The organism is Ralstonia edaphi (genome assembly GCF_958350185.1).
GTDB lineage: Bacteria > Pseudomonadota > Gammaproteobacteria > Burkholderiales > Burkholderiaceae > Ralstonia > Ralstonia edaphi.
Genome location: NZ_CATWHI010000001.1, coordinates 175,072 through 198,524, shown reverse-complemented (window position 1 = coordinate 198,524; position 23,453 = coordinate 175,072). Strand labels below are relative to the sequence as shown.

At 63.7% G+C, this 23,453-nt stretch carries 27 protein-coding genes and 1 pseudogene; 14 read left to right on the top strand and 14 right to left on the bottom strand.

Annotation, left to right across the window (positions count from 1 at the left end; translation table 11 throughout):
* Nucleotides 1–38 precede the first annotated feature (38 nt).
* From R2669_RS00965 to R2669_RS00950, 4 genes are all read left to right on the top strand, one after another.
* Nucleotides 39–260, top strand: a complete 222-nt coding sequence (locus R2669_RS00965; RefSeq protein ID WP_316898017.1) for a hypothetical protein — start codon at nucleotides 39–41, stop codon at nucleotides 258–260.
* A gap of 276 nt (nucleotides 261–536) precedes the next feature.
* Complete coding sequence (locus R2669_RS00960; protein WP_316898015.1) at nucleotides 537–1,112, top strand: hypothetical protein; 576 nt, start codon at nucleotides 537–539, stop codon at nucleotides 1,110–1,112.
* Nucleotides 1,113–1,302: 190 nt separating this feature from the next.
* Entirely contained in the window at nucleotides 1,303–1,665 is a 363-nt protein-coding gene (locus R2669_RS00955; protein ID WP_316898013.1) for a hypothetical protein, read from the top strand.
* Between the two features lie 274 nt (nucleotides 1,666–1,939).
* Entirely contained in the window at nucleotides 1,940–2,257 is a 318-nt protein-coding gene (locus R2669_RS00950) for an HPF/RaiA family ribosome-associated protein (protein WP_147217050.1), read from the top strand.
* Between the two features lie 36 nt (nucleotides 2,258–2,293).
* On the opposite strand, the pseudogene R2669_RS00945 reads toward R2669_RS00950, so the two are convergent.
* The 4 genes and pseudogenes from R2669_RS00945 to R2669_RS00930 form a co-directional block, all read right to left on the bottom strand.
* Nucleotides 2,294–2,419 (bottom strand): annotated as a pseudogene (locus R2669_RS00945) (beta-ketoacyl-ACP reductase); the annotation flags it as partial.
* Nucleotides 2,420–2,426: 7 nt separating this feature from the next.
* Entirely contained in the window at nucleotides 2,427–2,933 is a 507-nt protein-coding gene (locus R2669_RS00940; protein ID WP_316891148.1) for a hypothetical protein, read from the bottom strand.
* A gap of 14 nt (nucleotides 2,934–2,947) precedes the next feature.
* On the bottom strand, nucleotides 2,948–3,595 hold the full coding sequence (locus tag R2669_RS00935; RefSeq protein ID WP_316898011.1) for a SagB/ThcOx family dehydrogenase: 648 nt from the start codon (nucleotides 3,593–3,595) through the stop codon (nucleotides 2,948–2,950).
* A gap of 47 nt (nucleotides 3,596–3,642) precedes the next feature.
* The gene (locus tag R2669_RS00930; protein ID WP_316898010.1) at nucleotides 3,643–4,680 is read right to left on the bottom strand and encodes a zinc-dependent alcohol dehydrogenase family protein; all 1,038 of its coding nucleotides are present in this window, start codon (nucleotides 4,678–4,680) and stop codon (nucleotides 3,643–3,645) included.
* A gap of 127 nt (nucleotides 4,681–4,807) precedes the next feature.
* On the opposite strand from R2669_RS00930, the gene R2669_RS00925 reads away from it, so the two are divergent.
* The 4 genes from R2669_RS00925 (at nucleotide 4,808) to R2669_RS00910 (ending at nucleotide 8,455) form a co-directional block, all read left to right on the top strand.
* Complete coding sequence (locus R2669_RS00925) at nucleotides 4,808–6,394, top strand: bifunctional aminoglycoside phosphotransferase/ATP-binding protein (protein WP_316898008.1); 1,587 nt, start codon at nucleotides 4,808–4,810, stop codon at nucleotides 6,392–6,394.
* Nucleotides 6,395–6,541: 147 nt separating this feature from the next.
* On the top strand, nucleotides 6,542–7,030 hold the full coding sequence (locus R2669_RS00920) for a hypothetical protein (protein ID WP_316898007.1): 489 nt from the start codon (nucleotides 6,542–6,544) through the stop codon (nucleotides 7,028–7,030).
* 86 nt (nucleotides 7,031–7,116) lie between these two features.
* A complete protein-coding gene (locus R2669_RS00915; RefSeq protein ID WP_316898005.1) occupies nucleotides 7,117–7,800 on the top strand; it encodes a dienelactone hydrolase family protein in 684 nt (227 codons plus the stop codon).
* A 4-nt stretch (nucleotides 7,801–7,804) separates the two neighbouring features.
* The gene (locus tag R2669_RS00910) at nucleotides 7,805–8,455 is read left to right on the top strand and encodes a phosphoribosyltransferase (RefSeq protein WP_316898003.1); all 651 of its coding nucleotides are present in this window, start codon (nucleotides 7,805–7,807) and stop codon (nucleotides 8,453–8,455) included.
* A 10-nt stretch (nucleotides 8,456–8,465) separates the two neighbouring features.
* Here the strand turns inward: R2669_RS00910 and mgtA are convergent, their stop codons facing one another.
* From mgtA to R2669_RS00895, 3 genes are all read right to left on the bottom strand, one after another.
* Nucleotides 8,466–11,096 (bottom strand): magnesium-translocating P-type ATPase, encoded by a 2,631-nt coding sequence (gene mgtA / locus R2669_RS00905; RefSeq protein WP_316898002.1) that lies wholly within the window; start codon nucleotides 11,094–11,096, stop codon nucleotides 8,466–8,468.
* A 247-nt stretch (nucleotides 11,097–11,343) separates the two neighbouring features.
* Entirely contained in the window at nucleotides 11,344–11,991 is a 648-nt protein-coding gene (locus R2669_RS00900; RefSeq protein ID WP_147217067.1) for a response regulator, read from the bottom strand.
* Nucleotides 11,988–13,376: a PAS domain-containing sensor histidine kinase gene (locus tag R2669_RS00895; protein WP_316899033.1), complete on the bottom strand. Its 1,389-nt coding sequence runs from the start codon at nucleotides 13,374–13,376 to the stop codon at nucleotides 11,988–11,990. Before R2669_RS00895 ends, R2669_RS00900 begins: the two co-directional genes overlap by 4 nt.
* A gap of 255 nt (nucleotides 13,377–13,631) precedes the next feature.
* Between R2669_RS00895 and R2669_RS00890 the strand changes: the two genes are divergently transcribed.
* The gene (locus tag R2669_RS00890; protein WP_316898001.1) at nucleotides 13,632–14,432 is read left to right on the top strand and encodes a helix-turn-helix domain-containing protein; all 801 of its coding nucleotides are present in this window, start codon (nucleotides 13,632–13,634) and stop codon (nucleotides 14,430–14,432) included.
* Nucleotides 14,433–14,542: 110 nt separating this feature from the next.
* Here R2669_RS00890 and R2669_RS00885 read toward each other — a convergent pair whose 3' ends face one another.
* From R2669_RS00885 to R2669_RS00860, 6 genes are read right to left on the bottom strand one after another with little or no spacing between them, the layout of a single operon-like run.
* Entirely contained in the window at nucleotides 14,543–15,190 is a 648-nt protein-coding gene (locus R2669_RS00885) for a BON domain-containing protein (RefSeq protein WP_147217069.1), read from the bottom strand.
* A 30-nt stretch (nucleotides 15,191–15,220) separates the two neighbouring features.
* Complete coding sequence (locus tag R2669_RS00880) at nucleotides 15,221–15,583, bottom strand: TraR/DksA family transcriptional regulator (RefSeq protein ID WP_316891139.1); 363 nt, start codon at nucleotides 15,581–15,583, stop codon at nucleotides 15,221–15,223.
* A gap of 47 nt (nucleotides 15,584–15,630) precedes the next feature.
* Nucleotides 15,631–16,161, bottom strand: a complete 531-nt coding sequence (locus R2669_RS00875) for a flavodoxin family protein (RefSeq protein ID WP_316898000.1) — start codon at nucleotides 16,159–16,161, stop codon at nucleotides 15,631–15,633.
* Between the two features lie 45 nt (nucleotides 16,162–16,206).
* On the bottom strand, nucleotides 16,207–16,860 hold the full coding sequence (locus R2669_RS00870; protein WP_316897999.1) for a BON domain-containing protein: 654 nt from the start codon (nucleotides 16,858–16,860) through the stop codon (nucleotides 16,207–16,209).
* A gap of 33 nt (nucleotides 16,861–16,893) precedes the next feature.
* Nucleotides 16,894–17,733, bottom strand: coding sequence for a universal stress protein (locus R2669_RS00865; protein ID WP_316897998.1), 840 nt, complete (start codon nucleotides 17,731–17,733; stop codon nucleotides 16,894–16,896).
* A 40-nt stretch (nucleotides 17,734–17,773) separates the two neighbouring features.
* On the bottom strand, nucleotides 17,774–18,274 hold the full coding sequence (locus R2669_RS00860) for a universal stress protein (RefSeq protein WP_316897996.1): 501 nt from the start codon (nucleotides 18,272–18,274) through the stop codon (nucleotides 17,774–17,776).
* 286 nt (nucleotides 18,275–18,560) lie between these two features.
* On the opposite strand from R2669_RS00860, the gene R2669_RS00855 reads away from it, so the two are divergent.
* Nucleotides 18,561–19,028, top strand: coding sequence for a CBS domain-containing protein (locus R2669_RS00855; RefSeq protein WP_316897994.1), 468 nt, complete (start codon nucleotides 18,561–18,563; stop codon nucleotides 19,026–19,028).
* Nucleotides 19,029–19,060: 32 nt separating this feature from the next.
* Entirely contained in the window at nucleotides 19,061–19,243 is a 183-nt protein-coding gene (locus R2669_RS00850) for a YgaP family membrane protein (protein WP_147217076.1), read from the top strand.
* Here the strand turns inward: R2669_RS00850 and R2669_RS00845 are convergent, their stop codons facing one another.
* Complete coding sequence (locus R2669_RS00845; protein WP_316897993.1) at nucleotides 19,244–20,470, bottom strand: MgtC/SapB family protein; 1,227 nt, start codon at nucleotides 20,468–20,470, stop codon at nucleotides 19,244–19,246.
* Nucleotides 20,471–20,622: 152 nt separating this feature from the next.
* Between R2669_RS00845 and R2669_RS00840 the strand changes: the two genes are divergently transcribed.
* From R2669_RS00840 to R2669_RS00830, 3 genes are all read left to right on the top strand, one after another.
* Complete coding sequence (locus R2669_RS00840) at nucleotides 20,623–21,633, top strand: zinc-dependent alcohol dehydrogenase family protein (RefSeq protein WP_316897991.1); 1,011 nt, start codon at nucleotides 20,623–20,625, stop codon at nucleotides 21,631–21,633.
* 80 nt (nucleotides 21,634–21,713) lie between these two features.
* Entirely contained in the window at nucleotides 21,714–22,169 is a 456-nt protein-coding gene (locus tag R2669_RS00835) for a universal stress protein (protein ID WP_316899031.1), read from the top strand.
* Between the two features lie 320 nt (nucleotides 22,170–22,489).
* Nucleotides 22,490–23,395, top strand: a complete 906-nt coding sequence (locus tag R2669_RS00830) for a mechanosensitive ion channel family protein (protein WP_316899029.1) — start codon at nucleotides 22,490–22,492, stop codon at nucleotides 23,393–23,395.
* The last annotated feature ends 58 nt before the right edge of the window (nucleotides 23,396–23,453 follow it).

The following is a 23,453-nucleotide window of genomic DNA, read 5'->3' as shown; positions in this document are numbered from 1 at the left end:
ATGTCATGCATGTCTCGCAGGGCATTGAGAAGCGCGACATGTACATCCAGGTCCGACGCCTGGTCCGTTGCAAGCTCACGCCCCTGCTCCTCCATCTCGACGTGCACGAAATAGGGGCCGCAAAGCGGCTCGGCTCGCTCAGAAGCCAACCTCACGCTGCACCTTTCGAGGCTGCATGGAAGACCGTTGAGCCTGACGGCAAACCGCCTCACGGCTTCCTTGATCGCATTCAGCAGCAATGCGGCACCAAAGCGACCTGACCTATTAGCCTAATTTGCGCTACGTCCAGCGTTTTGACGTGCCTCAACAACGCAATACTGCTCGCGCCACTCGCCCACCGGTGGCCGTATCCATCGACGTGATTGCGGCCTGCCCGGCATGGAGATGTGTAGAGCACCTCCGCCGCTGCTTGCGTCATGCGGTACCGCGCGACGCGGCCTTGCGGATGGCGCTCTCAAGTTCCTTGACCGCGCTTTCTTTCGGGTTTTCAGCCCTGGCAGCAAACCGCGTGAGGAACGCCGTGCCATCAGAGGCCGATGCGACGCCGATCTGGAGATTTGCGTCAGGTCAATTCCGGCAATGACGAAGTGCCTACCCTGCAGTCAGGTCAACCGGAGATCGTGATGCCACAGCCTACTGATGCAGCCTGCAATCTCGCCTGCGCCACCATGCGCGACGCCAGCCGCGCAGCCGAGTTCTTCGTCGATAGCCAACTTCAACTCGCGCGCCTTCGCGTCAAGATGGCGGAAACGGCGCTGGAGAATCTGTCCAAGTTGGAGGGTCAGCTGGACACAGTCAAAGACTGGAGTGCGCTGGCTTCGGCACAGAGCGCATACATGAAGCAGCAAGCGAACCAAAGTGCCAACGCTGTTCGCCAATGGACCGATCTGCTTAACGATGCACAGCGCTCATATCTTCGGCAGGCCACCGAATGGCACGATCAATTCCAACATCGGCCCGGGACGGCTGCGTCCCCAGCGCAACTGTTGATCGCGTCTCTCGACTCCTGGCAGACGTTGGTCAACACCTTCAACGTGATCGCCGCATCGGCTACGCAAGCCCAATCGCCGCTGCAAACGCACGCTGCGTCCAGGCGCGCGCAAGGCGCCTGACGGCTCGTCGTCGCGGAAGAAGATACGCACGCAGGAAGCGATGTGCCAGGCACGCATCGACGGTGGAGACGAGCTTGATTCCTGTCAACGAGCGTCTCCCACAGCTGCCTATTCTTGAAATAGCCGTCGGACGCACACGCGGTAGACGGAAACCATTGGATCGACTGGATTTGTTTGCAGGAGCAGAAAAATGCGCGGAAAACTCATGATGACGGTACTCGTCATCGCTGCGGCGTCCACTTCGGTGTACGCACAAAGTAAGAGCGACGCGGCACAGGGTGACAACGGACAGGGGGCTGACAAAATCAACCCCTACACGGAGGGTGCAAAACAAGCCAGGCCCGACCCGTACACAGAGGGATCGAGACGCGGCAAGTTCGACCCTTACACGGAAGGCGCAAAAGGCAAGCGTGACCCTTATACGGACGGCGCCAAGCAGGCCAAGCGCGATCCGTACACAGAGGGATCGAGACGCGGCAAGTTCGATCCATACACAGAAGGCGCAAAGGGCAAGCGTGACGCTTATACGGACGGCGGAAATCAGACGAAGTAGCCGCGTTTGGTTTGGCCTCCACGGACGCCACGGACGCCGTCTGTGCGCGTAGAGGCCTGGTCAATGCGCGCCCGCTCGACACGCTGCTTCCGCTGTTGAAGCGGACCATGTGACGCCGGGCGGGAGACACCACCTCGGCCCGCCTGTCTCTGCACTGCAACATGTCGCCTGCTGGGCCAAACGGTTTGATCCGAGTCAAGGTGCCGGAAATCATGCGATCAACAATGAACGCATCGATGTCTACTCCCGCAACCAGACCCACCGGAGCCTAACCATGAGTCTTCCAGTCGATATTTCTTTCCAGGGTGTTGCGCATTCCAAGGCCGTCGAAGAGGCCGTTATCGACCGTGCAGACCGCTTGACGCGTATTCGTGGCGATCTGGAACGCTGCCGTGTCAGCCTTACCGTGGGGGCCAAGCATCAGCACAAGGGCAAGCCGTTCGACGTGCACGTCCACGTGTTCGCGCCGCATCAGACGCATGTGTCCAGCAATACGTCCCACGAAGACCCCTACGTCGCACTTCACGAAGCGTTCACGCACGTGGAGCGCATGCTGGTGGAGGCCAATGGAAAACGCTCGCCACAGTCCTGAGACATCGTCGGCGTGCGCACGCGTTACTCATGCGATCGCATGCGTATTGCCCAATGAATGGGTGACCACAACCCGGTGCCCTTGCTCATGAAGACGGATGGCAATGGCCTGGACCAGGCCGCCCATGCCACCGGTGATGAGCGCAATGCGATGTGTTGTCATGACGGCCTTATCGTGTTGCCGGACGCGCGCCAGCGCGCGGGCAGCCGCGCTTGCACAGCAGCCACTCGTCTGCGCCAGGCTCGATACGCAACCGCACGACCGCATCGACGGGCTGCGCGCCTGCGCGAACGCCCAGCGTTTGCATCGCTCCGCGATATGCGGCCGTGATCTGATAGTGCCCGCGGGGCAAGCGCATATACAGAAGCGGGCCCTCCGTGCGCACGCGCAAACGGAGCTTGCCGCGATCATCCGCAACCGACACATCCACGTCCGACAGCGCCTCGCCGGTTCTGGCCGACACCACGTTCAGCCGCACGTTGAAACGACGCGCCATCGCGTGCAGGGTGTCGCGCTCGTCGCTTCCCACGCCGCCGGACACATAGGCGATCTCGTTCTGGAAGCGGACTTCCGGAGCCGCCGCTGCATCTGGCCCGGCTGCACCGGCGTGCGCGCTGGCAGCCAACGCCAATGCGGCGAACAGGCAGCGTTGCAAAAGACGACTTGCGTGGCTCATGTCATACCTCATCGCTAAGCGGCCGGGTGGCCGACTGTCTGCGCCAGCACCGGTACCTCGTCTTCGTTGAGCGACAAGGCCTCTGCCAGCAGGCGCTGGTTGAGCCAGCCGCGCACCACACAGCCCAGCCCGACCGCGGCACAGTAGAGCGACACGTTCTGCGAGATCGCACCGGCCGCTACGCCGCAAAAGGTGTCGCGCACGGCTTCGGGCATCTGGTCCGCACGGGCATGGTTCACGACGTACACCAGATCCAGCGGGGCCTTCCCCACAAAATCCTGATACCCCGTGAGGTTGCGCGCATCCACGGCGTGCTTGAGGCGCAGGCGGTGCGCCCCAGGTTCGTATTCGTAGACGCCCTCAGGCAGCGCGACGTAGATGTCGATCTCGTTCAGGCCATGCGCAGAAGGCGCGGTGCGCCCGCCGGTTTCCGGCCGATTGATGCCATTCGCCGCCCATAGCAAGTCGCTCAGTTGCTGCAGCGATAGCGGCGTCGGTGCGAACTCCCGCACGCTTTTCCGCTTGGCAAGCGCCGCCGCCAACATGTTGCCGCCATCCAATAGCGGCGGCGCCAGCGCTATGGTTGCCGGCGCAGCATGGGATGTGGGCTGCGGCAGTAGATGTTGCACAGGGTCGTAAGACAGGAGCATCGCCGCACTCATGGCATCCACCTCACAGAGCTGAAAAGTCACCGAACATGTGTCGCCATCTAGGCGGAGATGATCACCTTGAGCGCCTGGGTCTTCGCAGCGTTGCGGAAGGTGTCGTAGGCGGTGAGGATGTCATCGAGCTTGAAGCGGTGCGTAATGAGCTGGCCCGGCAGCAGCTTGCCCGCACGCACCGTCTTTAGGAGCATCGGTGTGCTGACCGTATCGACCAACCTCGTGGTGATGGCGATGTTCTGGCTCCACAACGTTTCCAGATGCAGGTCTGCCTTCACGCCATGCACGCCGATGTTCGCAATCACGCCACCCGGCGCAACCAGTTGCTGGCAGAGTTCGAACGTCGCGGGCACGCCCACCGCCTCGATCGCACAATCGACGCCCACGCCATCCGTCAGCCGCTTCACGGTGGCTACGGCGTCTTCACTGGAGACATCGATACACGCGGTCGCGCCCAGCCGGCCCGCCACTTCTAGCCGCGCGGTATTCGTGTCAATCATGATGATCTGCGCCGGCGAGTAGAACTGGGCCGTCAGTAGCGAGGCCAGCCCGATGGGGCCTGCGCCCACGATCGCCACGCTGTTGCCGGGCTGAACACGGCCGTTCAGCACGCCGCATTCGAATCCGGTCGGAAAGATGTCCGACAGCATGACGAGCGCCTCCTCGTCAACGCCAGGCGGCAGTTTGTACAGGCTCGTCTCCGCATGCGGAATTCGGACGTACTCGGCCTGCACGCCGTCGATGCGGTGGCCCAGGATCCAGCCGCCCGTCTCGCAATGCGAGTACATGCCGCGCCGGCAGTTCGCACATTTTCCGCACGACGAAATACAGGAGATCAGCACATGGTCCCCCGGCTGCAGTGATGTCACGGCCGCGCCAACCGACTCCACCACGCCCACGCCTTCGTGGCCCAAGGTGCGCCCAGGCTCGCAGGTCGGCACGTCGCCCTTGATGATGTGCAGATCGGTACCGCAGATCGTCGTCAACATGACACGCACGACGGCGTCGCCGGGCGACTGCACCTCCGGTTTCGGCTTGTCGGCCAGGGTGATCTTGCCGGGCCCTTCGTAGACGAGCGCTTTCATGGGAGTCCCCAAGGAAGACGATGACTCCATGCTAGGCAACCGCCCTGCGCGCACGTTGATCTACGTCAGGGCGCACGTCGGCATGCGCGCGATATTGATGTTCAATGTCCGGAGATGAAACCCGCGTATGGCCGAACAAGCCGCCACCATTCCAAGCACGCAGGCAGCGGAAGCGTTCGTCAGCCGCATGCTTGAGGCCGCTGCGTATCCGCACCCCGCCACCGATCTGCAGATGATCGAAACGCATCTGTCGTGGGTCTTCCTGGCCGGAGCGTTTGCGTACAAGGTGCGCAAGCCAGTCAAGCTCGATTTCGTCGACTTTTCGACGCTCCGCGCGCGGCAAATCGATTGCGAGGAAGAGTGCCGTCTCAACCGTCGCCTCGCCCCCGCGCTATACGTTGGCGTGGTGCCGATTTCGCGCGATCCGGCCACGGGCGCCATCCGCATCAACGGGCAAGGGGTGCCTGATGAATACGCCGTCTGCATGCGGCGGTTCGCCCAGCAAGACGTACTCTGTGCGGTGGCGCGTGACCGGCGGCTCCGCCCAGAAGAAGTCGACGCGCTGGCCGACCTGATTGCAGACTTCCACGCCTCCGCGCCGGTCGCCAGTGCGGGTTCAGACGATGGAACGCCCTCGGCCATTCGGCAAACGCTCGAGGATTGCGCAGCCGGAGTCATTGCCTTAAGCACAGAACCAGCACTGGCCCAAGCCACGGTATCGCAGCTTCGTCGGCAGGCAGATCGTCTGGAAGCGTCATTCGCGTCACGCCGACGCAGTCGCCACATCCGCGAATGCCATGGCGACCTGCACCTGGGCAACATCGTGTTGATCGACGGCCAGCCGACCCCGTTCGACTGTCTGGAATTCTCAGCTTCACTGCGGTGGATCGACACCATGTACGACACCGCGTTCCTGTTCATGGATGTGCTCGCCACAGGTCTGGACGGGCTGGCGTATCGATTCATCAACCGCTATCTCGAACGATGCGGCGACTATGGCGGGTTGTCGGTTCTGCCCTTCTACGCATCGATGCGTGCACTCGTGCGCGCTCGTGTACTGCTCGAACGCGCCCGTCAATTGGATGGCACCCCGGATCTGGCCGCAAAACCGCGCGCAGAGGCACGCCGCATGCTCGACCTGTCCCACAAGCTGCTCTGCCGAAACGACGCATGCATTGTCCTCATGCACGGTCTTTCCGGCAGTGGAAAATCCACGCGTGCCGCACAGCTTGCCGAAGCGGAAGGGATGATCCGCGTGCGCTCCGATGTTGAACGCCAACGCGTTCGGTATGCCGGCCCTGCCGATCGCTATCTGCCGCGTGCGCTCGAGCGTACCTATCGGCGCCTGGCCGCGATCTGCAAGCTCGGTGCAGACGCAGGCTTTCCGATGATTGCGGACGCCACGTTCCTGGCCGAGCATCAGCGCCGACGTTTCTTCTCGCTGGGCCGGCGGCTGAGCGTGGCGGTGGGCATCGCGGACTGCGTTGCCGACGTCGACACGCTGCGTAAGCGCATCCGCAGTCGCATGCACGGCGGGCGCGACGCATCCGAGGCAGACCTGGAGGTGCTGGACGCTCAGATCGCTACGCAGGAGCCACTCAACGCGCAGGAGCGGGCACATGTCATTCCTTGTGAGATATCCAACGTGGTGCCTCATCTCAGGGGCACAGGGCAGTGCATTCCTCCGGCTGGCTCAGGCAAGCAAATGCCCTGAAACGAAGCACCAAAGCGATGGCGCTTCACGCGCGGCCGGCTGTTTGCGCCACGTCAACGCACCCAGCCGCAGAGGGCCTACGCTGCATATGGATTCCCCATTCGGCGGCCCGCTCCCCTGTCCGCCAAGACCCCACCGGAGATCACAATGCAACAACCTGCTGATATGGCCTGCAACCTGGCATGCGCCGCTCTGCGCGAGATGAGCCGCACCGCCAGCTTCATGCTCGAGGCGCAAATCGACCTAGCCCATTTCCGCCTGAAGCTCGCCGAGGCCGCGCTGGAAGATGTGCGTGAACTGGAACATGAACTGAGCGGCACGCATGACTGGACATCGCTGGCCGCTGCGAACAGCATCTTCATGAAGATTCAATCGAGCCACGGGGCTAACGCGCTGAAAACGTGGGCCGAGTTCACGAATAAGCTGCAAGCCGCCTCCTTGCGTCGAATGACGGAGTGGACCCAGCAGATGCAGCAACCCGAAGGGCAAACCTCTTCCTCCCAGCTGTTTGCCGCGTCGTCCGATTCGCTGAAGGCGTTCTTCGACAGCTTCAACCTCATGGCCCTGCCCGACTCCGAAGCGAAGAAGAACGGACTGGCAGGCACCGCAAAGGCAAGGGCTCAACAGGCCGCCTGATCGACCAACCTCGGTAGTGCCCAGCCAGCACCAAACGCGTAGCGCACCTGCCGGCTGGCTGCGCCTCACTTCGGGATATCCGCTCCATGAACGCCGAACCGCTTTCTCTCAGCATGGACATCGTGGCGGATGAGGCCGTCCTGGAAGGCACCTTGGACTGCCCGGGCAATGCCACCGGCCTGGTCATCTTTGCGCATGGCAGCGGCAGTTCGCGGCTCAGCCCGCGCAACCGGTATGTGGCCGATCAGCTCCACGCCGCCGGCCTGGGCACGCTGCTGTTCGATCTGCTGAGTGCCGAAGAGGCGTCACACGCATCGTGCCGGTTCGACATCGCCCTTCTGGCTCAGCGTCTGCAGACAGCTACACACGCGGTACGGAGCATCGCCCGCGAACGCAGTCTGCGACTCGGGTATTTCGGCGCCAGCACGGGCGCCGCAGCGGCGATCCTGGCAGCGTCGGAGCAGGACGACGCCTGCCCGATCGAAGCGGTCGTCAGCCGCGGCGGTCGCCCGGATCTTGCTGGCCAACGTGCGCTGAGCACGCTCGCCTGCCCGACCCTGCTGATTGTGGGGGCCGCCGATTTGGATGTTCTCGATCTCAACCGTCAGGCGCTGAGCCAGATGCAATGCAAAAAAGCCCTGGAGACGGTGCCCCACGCAACGCACCTTTTTGAAGAGGCCGGCGCGCTGGAACATGTTGCCGAGCTGGCGCGCGCATGGTTTGCCCGTCACCTCGGTGCAGCGACCCAACCCCACCGACATACGAGGTAGCGCCATGCGGTTCAAAGATCGATTGGATGCAGCGCGCATGCTGGCGCAGGCGCTGGAGCAGTACAGGGGCGTGCATCCCTTGGTATTGGCCATCCCCAGGGGCGCGGTTCCCATGGGCGCTCTCATCGCAACCGCACTTGGAGGTCAGCTCGATGTGGTGCTGGTCCGCAAGCTGGGCGCGCCATTCAACCCGGAACTGGCAGTGGGGTCCGTCGAAGAAGGCGGCTGGACCTACACCGCACCCTATGCAGGACGCATTGGCGCAGACACCACATACCTCGCACAGGAAAGCGCCGAACAGATGGATGTCATCCGCCGGCGCCGTGCGCTCTATACCCCGAACCGCGGTCCGTATGACGTAGAAGGACGCGTTGTGATCGTGGTCGACGATGGGCTGGCGACCGGGGCATCCATGAAGGCAGCACTCCACGCCATACGCCAGCGTCATCCGCAACGCCTCATTTGCGCCGTTCCCGTGGCGGCACCGGACAGCCTGGAAGACATTCGCCCCCTCGCCGATGAAGTGGTCTGCCTCTACGCGCCGCAGGGCTTCCGCGCGGTCGGCTTGTATTACGCCGATTTTCCTCAGGTGGAAGACGCTGAAGTGCGTGCTGCGTTGGGCGCTGCCCCGCAAACCGAACGCCAGGCGGGCTGACACGCCCGGCTCAATCAAGACCGTACCTGCGCACGTACCACGCTTTCATCATGTAGGCGCACACGCCGTAGACCAGCACGATCGCCACCAGACAGGGCCAGTAGGCAAGCGGCAGCGGCACAAAACCGAACAGTGCGCCGACTGGCGTCAGCGGCATGGCAACGCCCACGCACGCAATGGCGAGGCTCGTCAGCACCAGCGCGGTACTTGCCCGGCTTTGCACGAAGGGCACCTTGCCCGTGCGGATGATATGGATGATGAGTGTCTGCGTGAGCAGCGATTCAACAAACCATCCGGACTGGAAAAGCGCCGGATTCCCCCACGCGTGAAACACACCCAGCAGCAGCGCATACGTTGCAAAGTCAAACAGCGAACTGACAGGGCCCATGCACAGCATGAACTTCAGGATGCTGCCGATCTCCCACCGCCGCGGCTTGACGAGGTAGTCGTCGTCCACGTTGTCAGTCGGGATGGCGGTTTGCGAGAAGTCGTAAAGCAGGTTGTTGAGCAGCACCTGCACCGGTGCCATCGGCAGGAAAGGCAGAAACAGGCTGGCGCCCAGCACGCTGAACATGTTCCCGAAGTTCGAGCTGGCACCCATCTTGATGTACTTCACGATGTTGCCGAACACCTTGCGCCCTTCCGTCACGCCCTCCCCCAGCACGGCCAGGCTTTTCTCCAGCAGGATGATGTCGGCGGACTCCTTGGCGATATCGACTGCACTGTCCACGGAGATGCCGACATCGGCTGCCTTGAGCGCCGGCCCGTCGTTAATGCCGTCGCCCATGAAACCCACCACATGGCCCCTGCGGTGCAGCGCCTCGACAATGGCCGCCTTCTGCGCGGGCGACACCTTGGCGAACACGGATGCGCGCTCTGCTACCTCGGCCATCTGCTCCGGCGACATGCCGGCCAGCTCGGTCCCAAGCACCACGGGCTCCACGGCGATCCCGACCTCGCGACAGACCTTGCGCGCAACAATGGCGTTGTCCCCCGTCAGGATCTTGATCGCCACACCGCTGGCCTTCAAGGCGGCAATGGCGGGCGCGGCCGTATCGCGCGGCGGGTCGAGAAAGGCGATATACCCCAGCAACGTCAAGCCGGACTCGTCCGAAACGGCGTACTGGTTTTGCTCGGCCGGCATCTCCTTGTACGCAACCGCCACGACACGGAAGCCGTCTGCGTTCAGGGTCTCCGCCAGTTGCCGCGTATCTTGCAGATGGCTGGCCTCCAGCGGGCCCGCCTCGTCACCGCTCACGTAACGCGCACTGACGGCCAGCACTTCTTCCACCGCGCCTTTGCAGATCAATACGTGCGTGCCGTCGTCCTGCGCGAGCACCACCGACATGCGCCTGCGCTCAAAGTCGAACGGCAGCTCATCGATCTTCTGGAAGCGCGCGTGCACATCCAGACGCTGCTCCAGCTCCACATGCTTGAGCACGGCCACGTCCAGCAGGTTCTTCAGGCCCGACTGATAGAAGCTGTTCAGAAACGCATACTCCAGTACCTGGTCGGATTCTTCGCCGCGCAAGTCCAGGTGATGCTTGAGAATGATGCGGTCTTGCGTGAGCGTGCCGGTCTTGTCGGTGCAGAGCACGTCCATCGCCCCGAAATTCTGGATGGCATTGAGCCGCTTGACGATGACCTTCTTGCGCGACATGGCGATGGCGCCCTTGGCCAGATTGACCGTCACGATCATCGGCAGCATCTCCGGCGTCAGGCCCACGGCTACGGCCACCGCAAACAAGAGTGCCTCGAACCAGTTGCCCTTCGTCAGCCCGTTGATGAGAAACACCGTAGGCGCCATCACCAGGATCAACGTCAGCATCAGCCAGGTGAACCGGGTAATGCCGCGATCAAAGCTGGTCTGCACGCGTTGCCCAGCAATCAGGTTGGCCACATGGCCAAAGGCGGTCCGCTGGCCCGTGGTCAGGACCACGCCTGTGGCGTAGCCGCTCACCACGGCGCTGCCCATGAAGCAGAGGTTGGCCCGATCGAAATCTGCCGCAGGGTGGCTGTCGGAAGGCTCCGCGTGCTTTTCCTGCGGCATGGCTTCGCCAGTCAGGGCCGACTGGTTGACGAACACATCCTTCGCGCTGAGCAGCCGCAAGTCTGCCGGGACCATGTCACCGGCGGAAAGCTGGACGATATCGCCGGGCACCAATTGCTCGATGGGGATTTCTTGGGTTGCTTCGACGCCGTCGGAACCGATGCGCCTGGCCGTCGCTGTTGTATGCACCATGCGGCGCAGTGCTTCCGCCGCGCGGTTCGAGCGATGTTCCTGCAGAAAGCCGAGCACCACGCTCAGCACCACCATGACCGCAATCAGCACCGCCGCCCGGACATCGCCCAGCACCGCCGAGACGCCCGCCAGCGAGATCAGCAGCAAGTTCAGCGGATTGACAGAGCGGCGAGCCAACTCGACCAGCACAGCCTCGTGATGGCCGTTGGCCACGCGGTTGGGCCCGTATTCACGCAGGCGCTGTGCGGCCGCGTCCTGTGTCAGACCGTGCGCCTGGGTGTGGAGCCGATCCAGCACGTCTTGCGAGGCAAGTGCTGACCACGTAGAGAGATCGTCGGCGGCGGGTGAACGCACGGGCAGCACATCGGGAAGCACTTGCCAGCCTGGTTGACCGCGCATCGCTAATCTCCTTGCGCCCAGGTGTATGCGCGGCGAGCTGCGACCCTCGCATCATCGGCCGATCCCACGACCACCCGCTTGCGTTTCAGAATGGCTTGCACATGGCTCCCGTTTGACCATGCACGGCAGACAGGGGCGCGCCCCGGGGTGAAATCAACCGGCCCATGCATGTGCATCAACGATAGCGATTCGGGGCTGGCGGCCCTTGATGTGTCGCAAGGCCGCGCCGAGTCCCGCAGGAAATGCGCTACAGCGTATCGTCGTCCGAGAACAGGCGATGACGAATCGCGTAACGCACAAGGGCGGCTTCGCTGGAGAGCTGCAGTTTGTCCATCAACCGCATCTTGTAGGTACTGACCGTCTTGGCACTCACACACAGGCTGGTGGCGATCTCGGTCAGAGGCTCGCCCCGCACCAAGCGGCGATAAACCTCCATCTCGCGGTCAGACAGGCGCGTGTGGGCAGCCTCTTCGCTGGGCTCGCCCAGGCTGTGCGCGAGCTTCTCCGCCATGGGCGGGCTGACATAGGTGCCGCCGTTCGCCACCTTCTGCAGCGCGGTGACGAGTTCGGTCGCGGCGCTTTCCTTCGTCAGGTAGCCGGCCGCCCCGGCGCGAAAGGCCCGCGCCACGTACTGTTCTTCCGCATGCATGGTCAACACCAGCACGCGCACCCTGGGGTGATCGTCGTGCAACTGACGAAGCAGCTCGAGCCCGCTGCGCCCCGGCATGGAAAGATCGAGCACGAGCACCTGCGGTTGATGGTCACGCACCAGCTGCACGACTTGCGTACCGTCGGAGGCTTCGCATGCGACTTCAAAATCCCCGGCGCGCTCCAGGATATGACGCACGCCATCGCGCATCACGGCATGATCGTCGGCGATCATCACGCGAATCATGTCCGCGCCTCCTCAGTGGTTTCGTGAACGGCCGGAAAACTCACGCTCAAGCGGAAGCCGCCGCCGGGCGCGTGTGTGATCGTCGCTTGTCCGCCAAGTAGCCGGGCGCGCTCGCGAATGCCAAGCAACCCCAGCGGCTTGCGCTCCCCCGCCGCGGGAGGCGCGCCGCTCCAGCCATGTCCATTGTCTTGAATCGACAGTTCCAGCACATCGTCCTGCTGCGAGAACTCGATCTCGACGCGCGTTGCGTCGGCATGGCGCACGACATTGTTGAGCGCCTCCTGCACGATCCGAAAGACCGAGATGGCGGCGCGCTCGTTCATCGCCAGCTCTTGAGCACGCACAGTGACGACCAGCCCAAAGCGCTGACGAAAGTTCTTGGCCATCCATTCGATGGAGGGCACGAGCCCCAGCTCGTCCAGCAACGGCGGTCGAAGATCGGCCGAGATCTGCCGCACGGCGGCGATCGTCTCGTCGATCACGTGTTGCATTGCCTGGGTCTGGTCGATCAGCGTCTTGTCGCTCCGTGCCGCCTGCAGATCGGCCGCCAGCAGAGAAATGTCCATCTTGAGCGCGCTCAGACGTTGGCCCAGATCGTCGTGCAGCTCCCGGGCGATGCGGTGCCGCTCCTCCTCGCGCGTGGACAGGATGCTGTCCGACAGATGCTGGAGTTCTTCCTGCGAGCGCCGCAGCGCCGCTTCCGCGCGGACGCGCTCCGTGGTGTCGCGCAGCATCACCGTGAAGAGCTTGCCGCCGTTCACTTCGATCTGGGAAATCGATGCTTCGATCGGAAACTCACGCCCGTCGGTATGCAGCGCAAACAGCGGGCGCTGCTTGCCCATCTGGCGCTCCGAGACGCCCGTCACGCCGAAGCGCCGCACATGCGCTTCGTGTGCGCCGCGAAACCGCTCGGGAATAAAGTCCGACAGCGGACGGCCGATGGCGTGGCGCGCCGGGCATCCGAACAGCGTCTCCGCCATGGGATTGAAGAGCACGATGCGCTGAGCGTCATCGACGGAAATGATGGCTTCCATGGACGAGCGGATGATGCCGGCCAGCCGGGCTTCGCTCTTTTCCAGGTACGTCAGATCCCGCGCGACGGCCGCCCGCAACTTCCGGAGCCGCAGCCAATAGAACACCAGTGCGACAACCGCAGCGATACTTGCCGAGGCCAGCAAAATGAACGGAGCATCGCCGGCCCGGAGTGCGAACGCCAACCGAGCCACCGTTGCAGCCAGCAGCAAAACGGCCAGCACCCCCACCACAAGTTCGGCTGAGGTGGATTGCAACTGCAATAGTCGCCTGTGCGTTGCCTTCGAAGATGGAGTGTCTTGGTCCGCCACCGGGCACCAAAAAAGGGCTGGAATGCAGACAACATAGCTTATTCCGGGGGCGGCAGATACCGCCTGTGTGATGGAGGCGCCCCCCGGGAAACCCTGTCACGGCCTGTCAGGAAACCCTGACAAGAGCGCAGCGCACGCCGACGCGCATCTCAGCGCTGCCTGATTTCGCGCAAACGCGGCGCCTCCCATACTTCTACTCACGGACATCAGGCCTTGATGGAGGGCTGTGACCGGATACCCACCACCTCTCAGAGGATGTGTGGTTCAAACACAACAACCGCCTTCCGGAGCCGCCCCATGATTCCGCGCACGATTGAGTCGCCCACGCCCGTCGAAACCCGCCACCCTGCTGCCCTTCCCCAGCTCCGGCTCGTCCGTGACGCTGCGCAGGCCCGCCAGACAACGCCGCTGATCCCGAGCAGCCAGTGCGCCAATTGCATGATGCACTGGGCCTGCATCGCCAGCGCTGTACCGACCGCACAACGTGAACAGCTGGATCAGATGGTGCACACGTGGCGCAAGATCCCCAAGGGCGAAGCACTGTTCCGCGCGGGTGACAGCTTCCACGCGCTCTATTCCATCCGCTCGGGTTCGTTCAAGACCGTGCTTTCGCACCCCAACGGCGCAAACCACGTCAGCGGCTTCCAGCTGCCCGGCGAAACGCTCGGCCTCGACGGCATCGCCACTGATCGCCACAGCTGCGATGCGATTGCACTGGAAGACAGCACGGTCTGCTCCATGCCGTTCCATTGCATTGAGGACCTGTGCCAGGACATCCGCCCGCTGCAGCATCGCCTTCACCAATTGATGGCCGAAGAGATCGTGCGCGGGTCGGGGCTCATGCTGCTGCTCGCCGGGCTGAGTGCCGAAGCGCGCGTGGCGACCTTCCTGCTGAACCTCTCCTCGCGCATGCAAGACCGCGGCTACTCGGCCTCCAGCTTCACGCTGCGCATGACCCGCGAAGAAATCGGCAGCTACCTTGGCATGCAGCTCGAGACCGTCAGCCGTGCACTGTCGAGGTTCCAGCGCGAAGGCTGGATCGTCGTGAGCGGCAAGAACATCGAACTGACCGACAGGGCCGCACTGACCGAGCTTTGATCGCTCGGCTCGCCACATAAAAGAACGCCGCCCCCCTTTTTCAGGTGGGGCGGCGTTTCTGCTTCCCCCGCGTTTCCCCGCTGGGCTTCCCCGCCTTGTTTCTGCCCTCACTAGGGCGCGATCTGGAGATGATCGATGACTTCCGTCACGCCAGGTGCGGACCATGCTGCGCCCTTGGCCGCCCGCCGCTCCGATGCGGAACCGATGTGGCCGCTGAGCGTGACCGTCCCGCCCTGAACAGAGACCTGGATATGGTCAGCTTCACGCGCGGCATGCCGCTTGAGCGCCGCACCGATCTGCTCGGCAACATTGGCAGGCGCCACGCGCGCTTTGATCCGCAAGCGATTGATCAAGCCCGCCACACCGCGCAATGACCCCACCGCATGCGCTGCCTGTTCGCTCTGGTAGGGCCAGTCGACCTCCCCGGAGAGCGTCACCCAGCCGTTTTCGACCAGCACCTCGATGCGATTGGACGGCAAGGTCACCTGCCATTCAAGCGCGGCACGGGCTGCCTGCGCGACGTCCGCGTCCGTGTGCGCGCCCGGCAGGCGGACTTCAATTTTTTGCACAACACCGCGCACGCCGCCAACACGCTCGGCGGCATGCTCGGCAGCGAGTTTCTCCATGTAGCTGCGGACGTGGCCGGTCAGTGTCACCACGCCGTTTTCCACTTCCACGCCAATCGCTGCGGCATCCACCGCGGGCTCCCAAAGCAGTTCGTCGTTGACGTCCTGCTTGATACCCAGATCGCTTTTCATACTTTGCTCCTGCTAGATAGCGTCGCCTTGCTACGCCCACCGGCGCTCGCGCGCGGTTTGGCAAGGCAAGCAGCGCATGGCAGTCGGCTGGGCTTGCAGGCGTAAAAACGGAATCGCCTCGCCACAATCGACGCAGATGCCGTAGCTGTGCTGCTGCATGCGCTCGCGTGCAGCGTCCAGTTGCTCCAGCTCGCTGCGATATCGGGCGAGCATGACGTCGTTCGTTTGGTCTCCTGCCTCTTCATCGGCAAGATCCGCGTTTTCGAACGGCGCCTCACGCGGCAACGGCACCGCGGATGCCCCCAGTGCGGACAACTGACGCTGCACGCGTGCGTCCTGTTCGTCGAGCAAGCTCCTCAGCCGTTCCCATTGCGCCTCGGTAAAGCGGCTCATGCCAAGTCTCCTTCGATTGATCCAATGTCCGAGCGGTGTGTTGAAGGTCAGGCTTCCGTTGGCGAGAGCCAGGCCGGGCGTTGCCTCGACTGCTCCCACCGGCCGGCGGTCTTCACCTGATCGATGAAGCCCGCCATCTCCTCCTGCGACAACCCGCTCAGCACGTCGCGCTGGAACAGCGCCAGTACGGGCGCAGGAATGGTCGCGGTGATCCGCATAATCTCTTCGACTGCGCGGAAGGCCCCGCGGGCGGCCATGACGCAAATCACGGACAGGTGCGTGGACCCCGGCAACTGGTCCGCCAGGAAGTCCCGCATGGGCGAAGCCAGGTGGCCCATCCAGATGGGGGCAATCACGACGACATGTTCGATTTCATCGAGCGGCGGGCCTTCATAGCGGTACTTCGCGCGGGCATGGAACACGGTTTCGATGACGCAGCGCGCATCCCCGAGGAAACCGGCGCGCGGATGCTCGTCCGTCACCTCGGCAAGCTGCCATCCGCTCTGCGCAGCCATCTGCTCGGCCACCTGACGTGCCGTACCGGTACGCGAGTAGTACACGATCAGCTTCTTTTCCATCTCGGACTCCAAAGATCTCGAAAGCAGTGGAACAGCGGATTGCTTCTAGGAACCTACCCACATGCGGTCGACGACGGCACGCACGCCTGGCGCGTCCCATGCAGCTTCGCGGGCCGCACGGCACTCGTTGAGGTTGCGCAGCGGCCCGTAAAGGGTCACCGTCCCGTCCGTCACGGAAACATTCAGGCGCGAGGCGTCGACCGCAGCCAGGCGTTGCAGTGCCTTTGCGATGCGATCGCTCAGATCGGCCGGCCCGGAGGCGGCGCGCAATGTCAGCGCATTGACGACAGACTTCACGCCGCGCACCCTGCGCACCGTGTCCAACGCCGCACGGCGCTGGAAATCCTGGTCGACTTCACCGCGCAGCGTCACGGCGCCGTCTTCGACGCTAATGCGGATGGCATCGGCCGGCACGGATACATTCCAATGCAACGCGCTGCTGATTGCCTGCGCAATGTCTTCATCGGGGCGCACCATATCCGCGGGCATCCGTACATCCACATGGATGACAAGCGCGGTCACGCCGGCAACACGCCGGATCGCCTCTTCCGCGGCATGCTTGTCGGCGAACGTGTCGACGCGGCCGGAGAGCGTGACGACGCCGTCCTTGGCCTGAACCGCAAAGCGACTGGCATCCACCGCCGGATCCCATTGCAGTTCTTCTTCGACATCGTGCTTGAGCTGGATATCGTTCTTCATGGCGATCTCATCAGGTTCAGCCGCGGCAGAGGCTCAGTGCGACATCAGCGCCGGCACGGTCATCGTCTTCAGCAGGGTGCGCGTCACACCGCCCAGCACGAGTTCGCGCAGGCGGCTGTGCCCGTAGGCGCCCATCACGATCAGGTCGGCATTGAAGTCGGCCGCCCGCGAGAGCAGCAGCTCGCCCACGGCGGTGTCGGAATCTGCGCAGTCGGCCTCTTCAACCGTCGTTTGAATGCCGCGCGCGTTCAGCGCACGCGCCACCTGGCCGACCGTGGTTTCTTCGGCCCAGTGCTTTGGCTGCTTGCTGGTGATCTGCAGCACGTGCACATTGGCACCCTTCATGATCGGCATGGCATCGTGCACGGCACGGGCGGCTTCGCGGCCGCCGCTCCAGGCGACCAGCACACGCTTGGGCAATGCCGTGAAGTTGCCCGCATACGGCACCACCAGTACAGGGCGGCCCGACTCCAGGATCAGGGTTTCCACAAAGTCGCCGGCGATGAATTCATCCGGATCATCGTGGTTTCGTTGTCCGACCACGAGAAGATCGCTCTCTCGCGCCTCGCGCAGCACGAGCGCCACGGGGTCGCCCTCCACTGCGCGCCACTCCGTTTCCACCCCCAGGCCCTCCGTCGCCTGACGAAAGCGCGCGTGTACGGCGTCCCGAACGCCATCGCGCCGGATGCGGTCTTCTTCCAGATAGCGCGCAGCGTTCTCCATCATGTAGAACCAGCTGAGGCTGGGCGCGAAGCTCGCATAGATGCCGACGAGTTTGGCGCCATGCGCCTGTGCGTACTGGGCTGCAAGGTTGAGACGATGCATGGCGCGCTCGCTGCGGTCCAGATGCACCATCACACTGGCGTAACTCATGGTCAGATCCTGATGTCGTGTCAGAGGGGGGAACTACCCGTCAGGCAATGACGGCGTTGCTCAGCGGTTCGGTAGTCTCGTGCACCGGTTCCGTGGGCACCGCGCGGACGAGCAGCACCGGCAGCGTGCTGCGGCGAACAACGCTCTCGGCCACGCTGCCCAGGAACAAGCGCTGGAAGCCGCGACGCCCATGCGTGCCCAGCACCAGGGCCTGGGCGCCGACGTTCTGTGCCGCCTGTTCGATGGCGGTGCCGATGTCGAAGGTTCCGATGGGGTCGTCCACCACCACGCTGTGGACATGTACACCGGCCTTTTCGGCCTTGTCCCGCGCGTCGGCAACGATTTGCTGGCCTTGTTTGACCAGTGCCTCGGTAAAGGCGCCGACATCGATATAGCCAACGTCGTACATCAGATACGAGTTGTCGATCACGTGCGCGATGACCAGCTCAGAGCCGAGCTTTTTTGCAAGCTGGATGGCCTCGTCCAGCGCGCGCTCCGCCGTAGGACTGCCATCCACGGCTACCAGAATCCTGTCGTACATGATGTGCCTCCATCGAATCCGTCGTCCGCCCCACACGGGGTTGCTGGATTCCATGTTGGACCACCATGCGGATCAGCCCTTGATTTACATCAGCGTTTGGCTTGCCGGCGCCTCAGGCAATGCCAATTGATCTGCCTCAAGGGCTTGCGCGCCGCGCTCGATAGACTCGTGCGCTATCCGCTGCCTCTCGGGTGCAGTTCTGGAAAGCTCACGGCACCTTGTGCGGGATCAACTTCTGACACCGGCCCGTTCTTATAGTGAAAACGTACGCGCATCGGAGTTCAGCATGAGGGTCGACGAGATCTGTTCCCACCGCATCGTCCACGTCCAGGCGACGGCGACGCTGCAGCAAGCCGCCCGGCTGATGCGCGACGAAAGCGCCCGGGCGCTGCTTGTCACGGAACAAGCCGTTGGAGGTTCACGGGTGGTCGGCATCGTGACAGACCGCGACATGGTGGTGCACGGCATTGCCAGCCAAAGCGACTGCACCCACACCGCCGTCTCCGAAGTCATGACGCGCGGCCTCCTGACCATCCACGATGACGCCGTGATCAGTGAAGCCCTCCGCTCGATGCTGAGCCACGGCCTGCACCGTCTAGGCGTGGTCGATCGTCAGCAACGGCTGGTGGGCATGCTCAGCCTGGACGACACCATCCGCGCGATCGGCGGCGAATGGACGTTGCTCGCCGGCATTCTCGGCCGCGACAACGCGACCGCGCCCCGCCACCATGCGCCGTCCGATTTGATTCTCTAAGGCTTCACTCACTGTTATCCAGGAGCACTGCCATGTTCACCAATGTTGGAACCGCGGACCGCGCCGTCCGCATCTTGATCGGCGTCGCCATGATTCTGCTGGCGTTCTTTGGCAAGGTGCCCGCGTGGGTCGGCTGGGTGGGTCTGATCCCCCTGGTGACCGGCCTCGTCCGCATGTGCCCGCTCTACTGGGTGCTGGGCATCGGGCGGGATTGATCAGGCAACCAACCAGAACACCGCCCAGCTGGCCAGCAGCATGGTCAGCAGACCGGCGGTGACCTTGCCGGCAAATGCCCGGCCTCCGCTGACGGCCACGACAACCTTCGAGAAAGTGTTGGCCGTCAGCGCAAGCATCACGAGCGCGCCCGCCGTCGATATTTGCAGCGTGTGGCTTGCCGCCTGCGTTGCGATGGAAGCGGTGGCGGCATGGACATCGGCAAACGCACCGAAGACCGTGACGGCCACGACCGCTGCCGTCCCGAACCACATGCGCGCGGCGGCCGCGGCAAGCAGCAAGGCCGCCGTCCACAGCGCAAAACCGATCGCGATGCGCCAGTTGATGGCGGACGCTGCGTCCTCGGGCGCCGCCTGAAGCGGCTCGCTGCCGCGCCATATCCATAGGGCGGACCATGCCACGGTCACCACCATGGCCACCGCCAGCGGGGCCGCCAGCACGCGCAACAAGTCGATGCTGATGGCGGCAATCAGCAGCAGCATCTGCACCAGCGTGGCAACGTTGGAGAGCAGCGCGGCGGCAACTGCGCCGTCAACTGGGCGACGGTCTTGCCGCGCCCGTGCCGCCATCGTCGTGATCGTTGCCACACTCGAGGCAAACCCGCTGAACAAGCCGGCCAGCGGCAGACCGAGGCGCTCTCCAAACCCTCGCGCCGCAAAGTGGCCCATGTTGCCGGTCAGCATGACAAGCAGCACAACGAGCCACAGCGTATGCGGGTTCCAGGCGTTCAGCGGCCCGAGGTTCCGGTCTGGAACGGCGGGCCAGATCAGCAATGCCGCCACGGCAAGGATCAGCAGATCGGCCAGTTCACGCTGGGTGATGACCGTGCGGGCAAACCGATGCAAACCGGCTTTGGCATAGAGCAGAACAAGAAGGACCGTGCCCAGGCCGGCCGTCATTTCCGGCTCGGTCACGGCATAGGCGCCCAGCAGCGTGGTCGCCACAAGCGCGAGCTCCGTCGTCACACCAGGGTCAACATTGGCCGAATGGTGATACCCCATCGCTGCCAACACCGCGATGGCCAGCAACACCGTGGGCACGGCAAACGGTATTGGCAGGCTTGCCGCAATGGCGCCTGCCAGCGCCCCGATCGCAAACGTTCGCATGCCCGCTGGGAGCTCGGTGCTGCCGGCATGACTACGCTCGCGCTCAAGGCCGATCGCCAGGCCCACGCCCAAGGCAACCGAGAAAGACAGCAGTGAAGACATTTCGTGGACACGGACGCGTTGCATTGCACCCGTTCAGTATTGCGCGCGGCAACGCTTTTCGGTTGATCTGGCGCAGTCGACGGTCGACTGTCGGGCAGCCGTTCCGTGGTGCTGACCCATACTGATCAGACACGCCAATCTCGGAGACAGCGATGTCTGAATCGATGCAGGCCATGGTGATGGAAGGCGCCGGAAAGCCGTTGAGCTGGCGTGAAGTGCCGCTGCCCGCCCCTGGGCCGGGAGAAGTCCGGATCGCCGTTTCGGTATGTGGTGTCTGCCGTACCGATCTGCATATCGTGGACGGCGAACTGACCGCCCCGAAACCATCCCTGATTCCCGGTCACGAAATCGTAGGCATCGTCGAGTCATGCGGCGAAGGCGTGACAACACCCGCTCCAGGCGAGCGCGTCGGCGTGCCGTGGCTTGGCTGGACATGCGGCGTCTGCCCGTACTGCCTGCACGGCCGCGAAAACCTGTGCGACCACCCTGCCTTCACCGGCTATACGCGCGACGGCGGGTATGCCCAATACGTCGTCTGCGACGCGCGATACTGCCTGCCGATTCCAGCGCGGTACGACGATGCCCACGCCGCGCCGCTGCTCTGTGCCGGGCTGATCGGCTACCGGACGCTGCGCATGGCCGGCAATGCGCGCCGGATCGGCATCTACGGCTTTGGTGCGGCGGCTCACCTCATCACGCAGATTGCCGTGGCAGAGCAGCGCGAAGTCTTCGCCTTCACCCGCGCCGGCGACACAGCAGCCCAGCAACTTGCGCTCGACACCGGCGCCAGCTGGGCAGGCGCAAGCGACGCGCCCGCCCCAGAACCGCTTGACGCCGCGCTGATCTTCGCGCCCATCGGCGCGCTCGTGCCGCAGGCGCTGCAAGCCGTGGTCAAGGGCGGCTCGGTGGTCTGCGGCGGCATCCACATGAGCGACATCCCGGCGTTTCCGTACCGGTTGCTATGGGAAGAACGCAAGCTTGTATCGGTGGCGAACCTGACGCGCGCCGATGGACTCGCCCTCATGCGCATCGCCGCAGAGGTTCCCTTGCAGGTTCACGTCACACCCTATCGGCTGCAAGATGCCAACACCGCCTTGGAAGACCTCCGCGCCGGTCGCGTGGCGGGCGCTGCCGTCCTGCAGGTGGCGTCGAAAGACCTTTGACGCGCATCAACAGCCCCGCCGCCACGCTGTCTACGCTGGTTACACGCGGTGCCGTACTGCGCAACGCCTTGGAGACCACCATGTACCAGCGAATCCTGCTCGCCGTCGACGGCAGCCACGCGTCCTATCTCGCGCTGCACCAGGCCATTGTGGTCAGCAAGGCAACGGGCGCCGAAGTCGAAGCCCTCTTCGTTGCCGACAGCAGCGACATCACCTTCGACATGGTCGGCGCGGACTCGATTGCCTACGCCAACCAGGTCGTCAATTACGGCCGGGACACGCTCGCCGAGGTTTCGAAAAAGCTCGACGCAGCAGGCGTCAAGCATTCGACCAAGTTGCTCGAAAAATCCATTGCGCCGGGGCAGATCTCGGCAACGATCGTCGCGGAAGCCAACGAGACCGCCGCCGACCTGATCGTGCTCGGCACACATGGCCGACGCGGGCTCAGGCATTTGGTGCTCGGCAGCGTGGCCGAAGGCGTGGTGCGCAAGACCAACAAGCCAGTGTTGATGGTGCGTAGCGAGGTCGAGGAGTAAGGCCACAACCTTCCCCGATCGTCTGACGCCGCCCCGTCCGAGCTCATCGGCGGGCGGCAAAGTCTTGCTCGAAGCGCTTGCGCACCTGAGTGCACTCGGCCCTTCCTTCCGGATCCAAACCGACGCCGCCTCCTTCTGCGTCAATTTGACCAAGGCGCGTTTGTTACTTTCGGTTCCAAAACGCAGCCAAACCCTCATCCCAGTGGTCGATGCATCGGCTCGGGGCCATTGCCCGCGAGCCTGCCCACCAATACTGCGGCCTGCGACAGGCGTACGGAGCGCATCGCTCCAGATTCCTGCCCGCCCAGATTCACTCGACCATGGAAGACTTTCTCTCGCACCTTCATCCCGAACGCCTGAACTTCATCTGGGACGCCTTCAGCCGCCTGGCCGTCAGCCTGTGCGCGGCGATGCTCATCCTGTTTCTCGGCTGGTGGATCTCCAAACGCATCGGCCGGTGGCTCACCCGGCTGGCCAGCGGCCAGACCCGCGTCGACGCCACGCTCACGCCCATCCTGTGCGACATCGCCGTCTGGGGCATCCGGATTCTTGCCATTGTCGGGGCGCTGTCCCGGCTGGGCATTGAAACGGCCAGCATCATTGCCGTACTGGGCGCGGCGGGCCTTGCCATCGGGCTGGCGCTGCAGGGCACGCTGCAGAACATTGCGGCGGGCATCATGCTGCTCGCGCTGCGGCCCTTCCGGGTGGGCGATTACATCGATGGCGGCGGCGGTGAAGTTGCCGGCACGGTGGAAGAAGTCAGCCTGTTCATGACGCGCCTGACCAAGCCCGACGGCATCTGCGAATACGTACCGAACAGCGCGCTGTGGAGCCATTCCGTGCGCAACTACACGCGCAACCCGACCCGCCGGCTGGATCTGGAGACCGAGGTCTCGCTCCAAGACGATATTCCGCGTGCGCTTGAGGCACTCCAAACGCTGGCCGCCAATGAACCGCAGGTGCTGGCGGACCCGGCGCCGCTGGCCATGGTGATGCGTTTTGACGACAGTATTGCCGTGTTGAATCTGCGCGTCTGGGCACGGACGGAGCACTTCTGGGACATGCGTTGGACGCTCGCCCAGAAAGTCCGCGCCACCCTCGCAGAGGCCCGCTGCGCCGTCCCCATGCGGATTCGCGAACTTCATATTGTGCGAGACGACACCAAGAAAATGGACGATGGACCGAGCCGTCAAGACCGAAAAAGCACCCATCCCATGGCCGGATGAGGGTCGGGATTTTCTTGTGCATTCGCAAACGCATTGCATAGACTCACCTTTCAAGGCA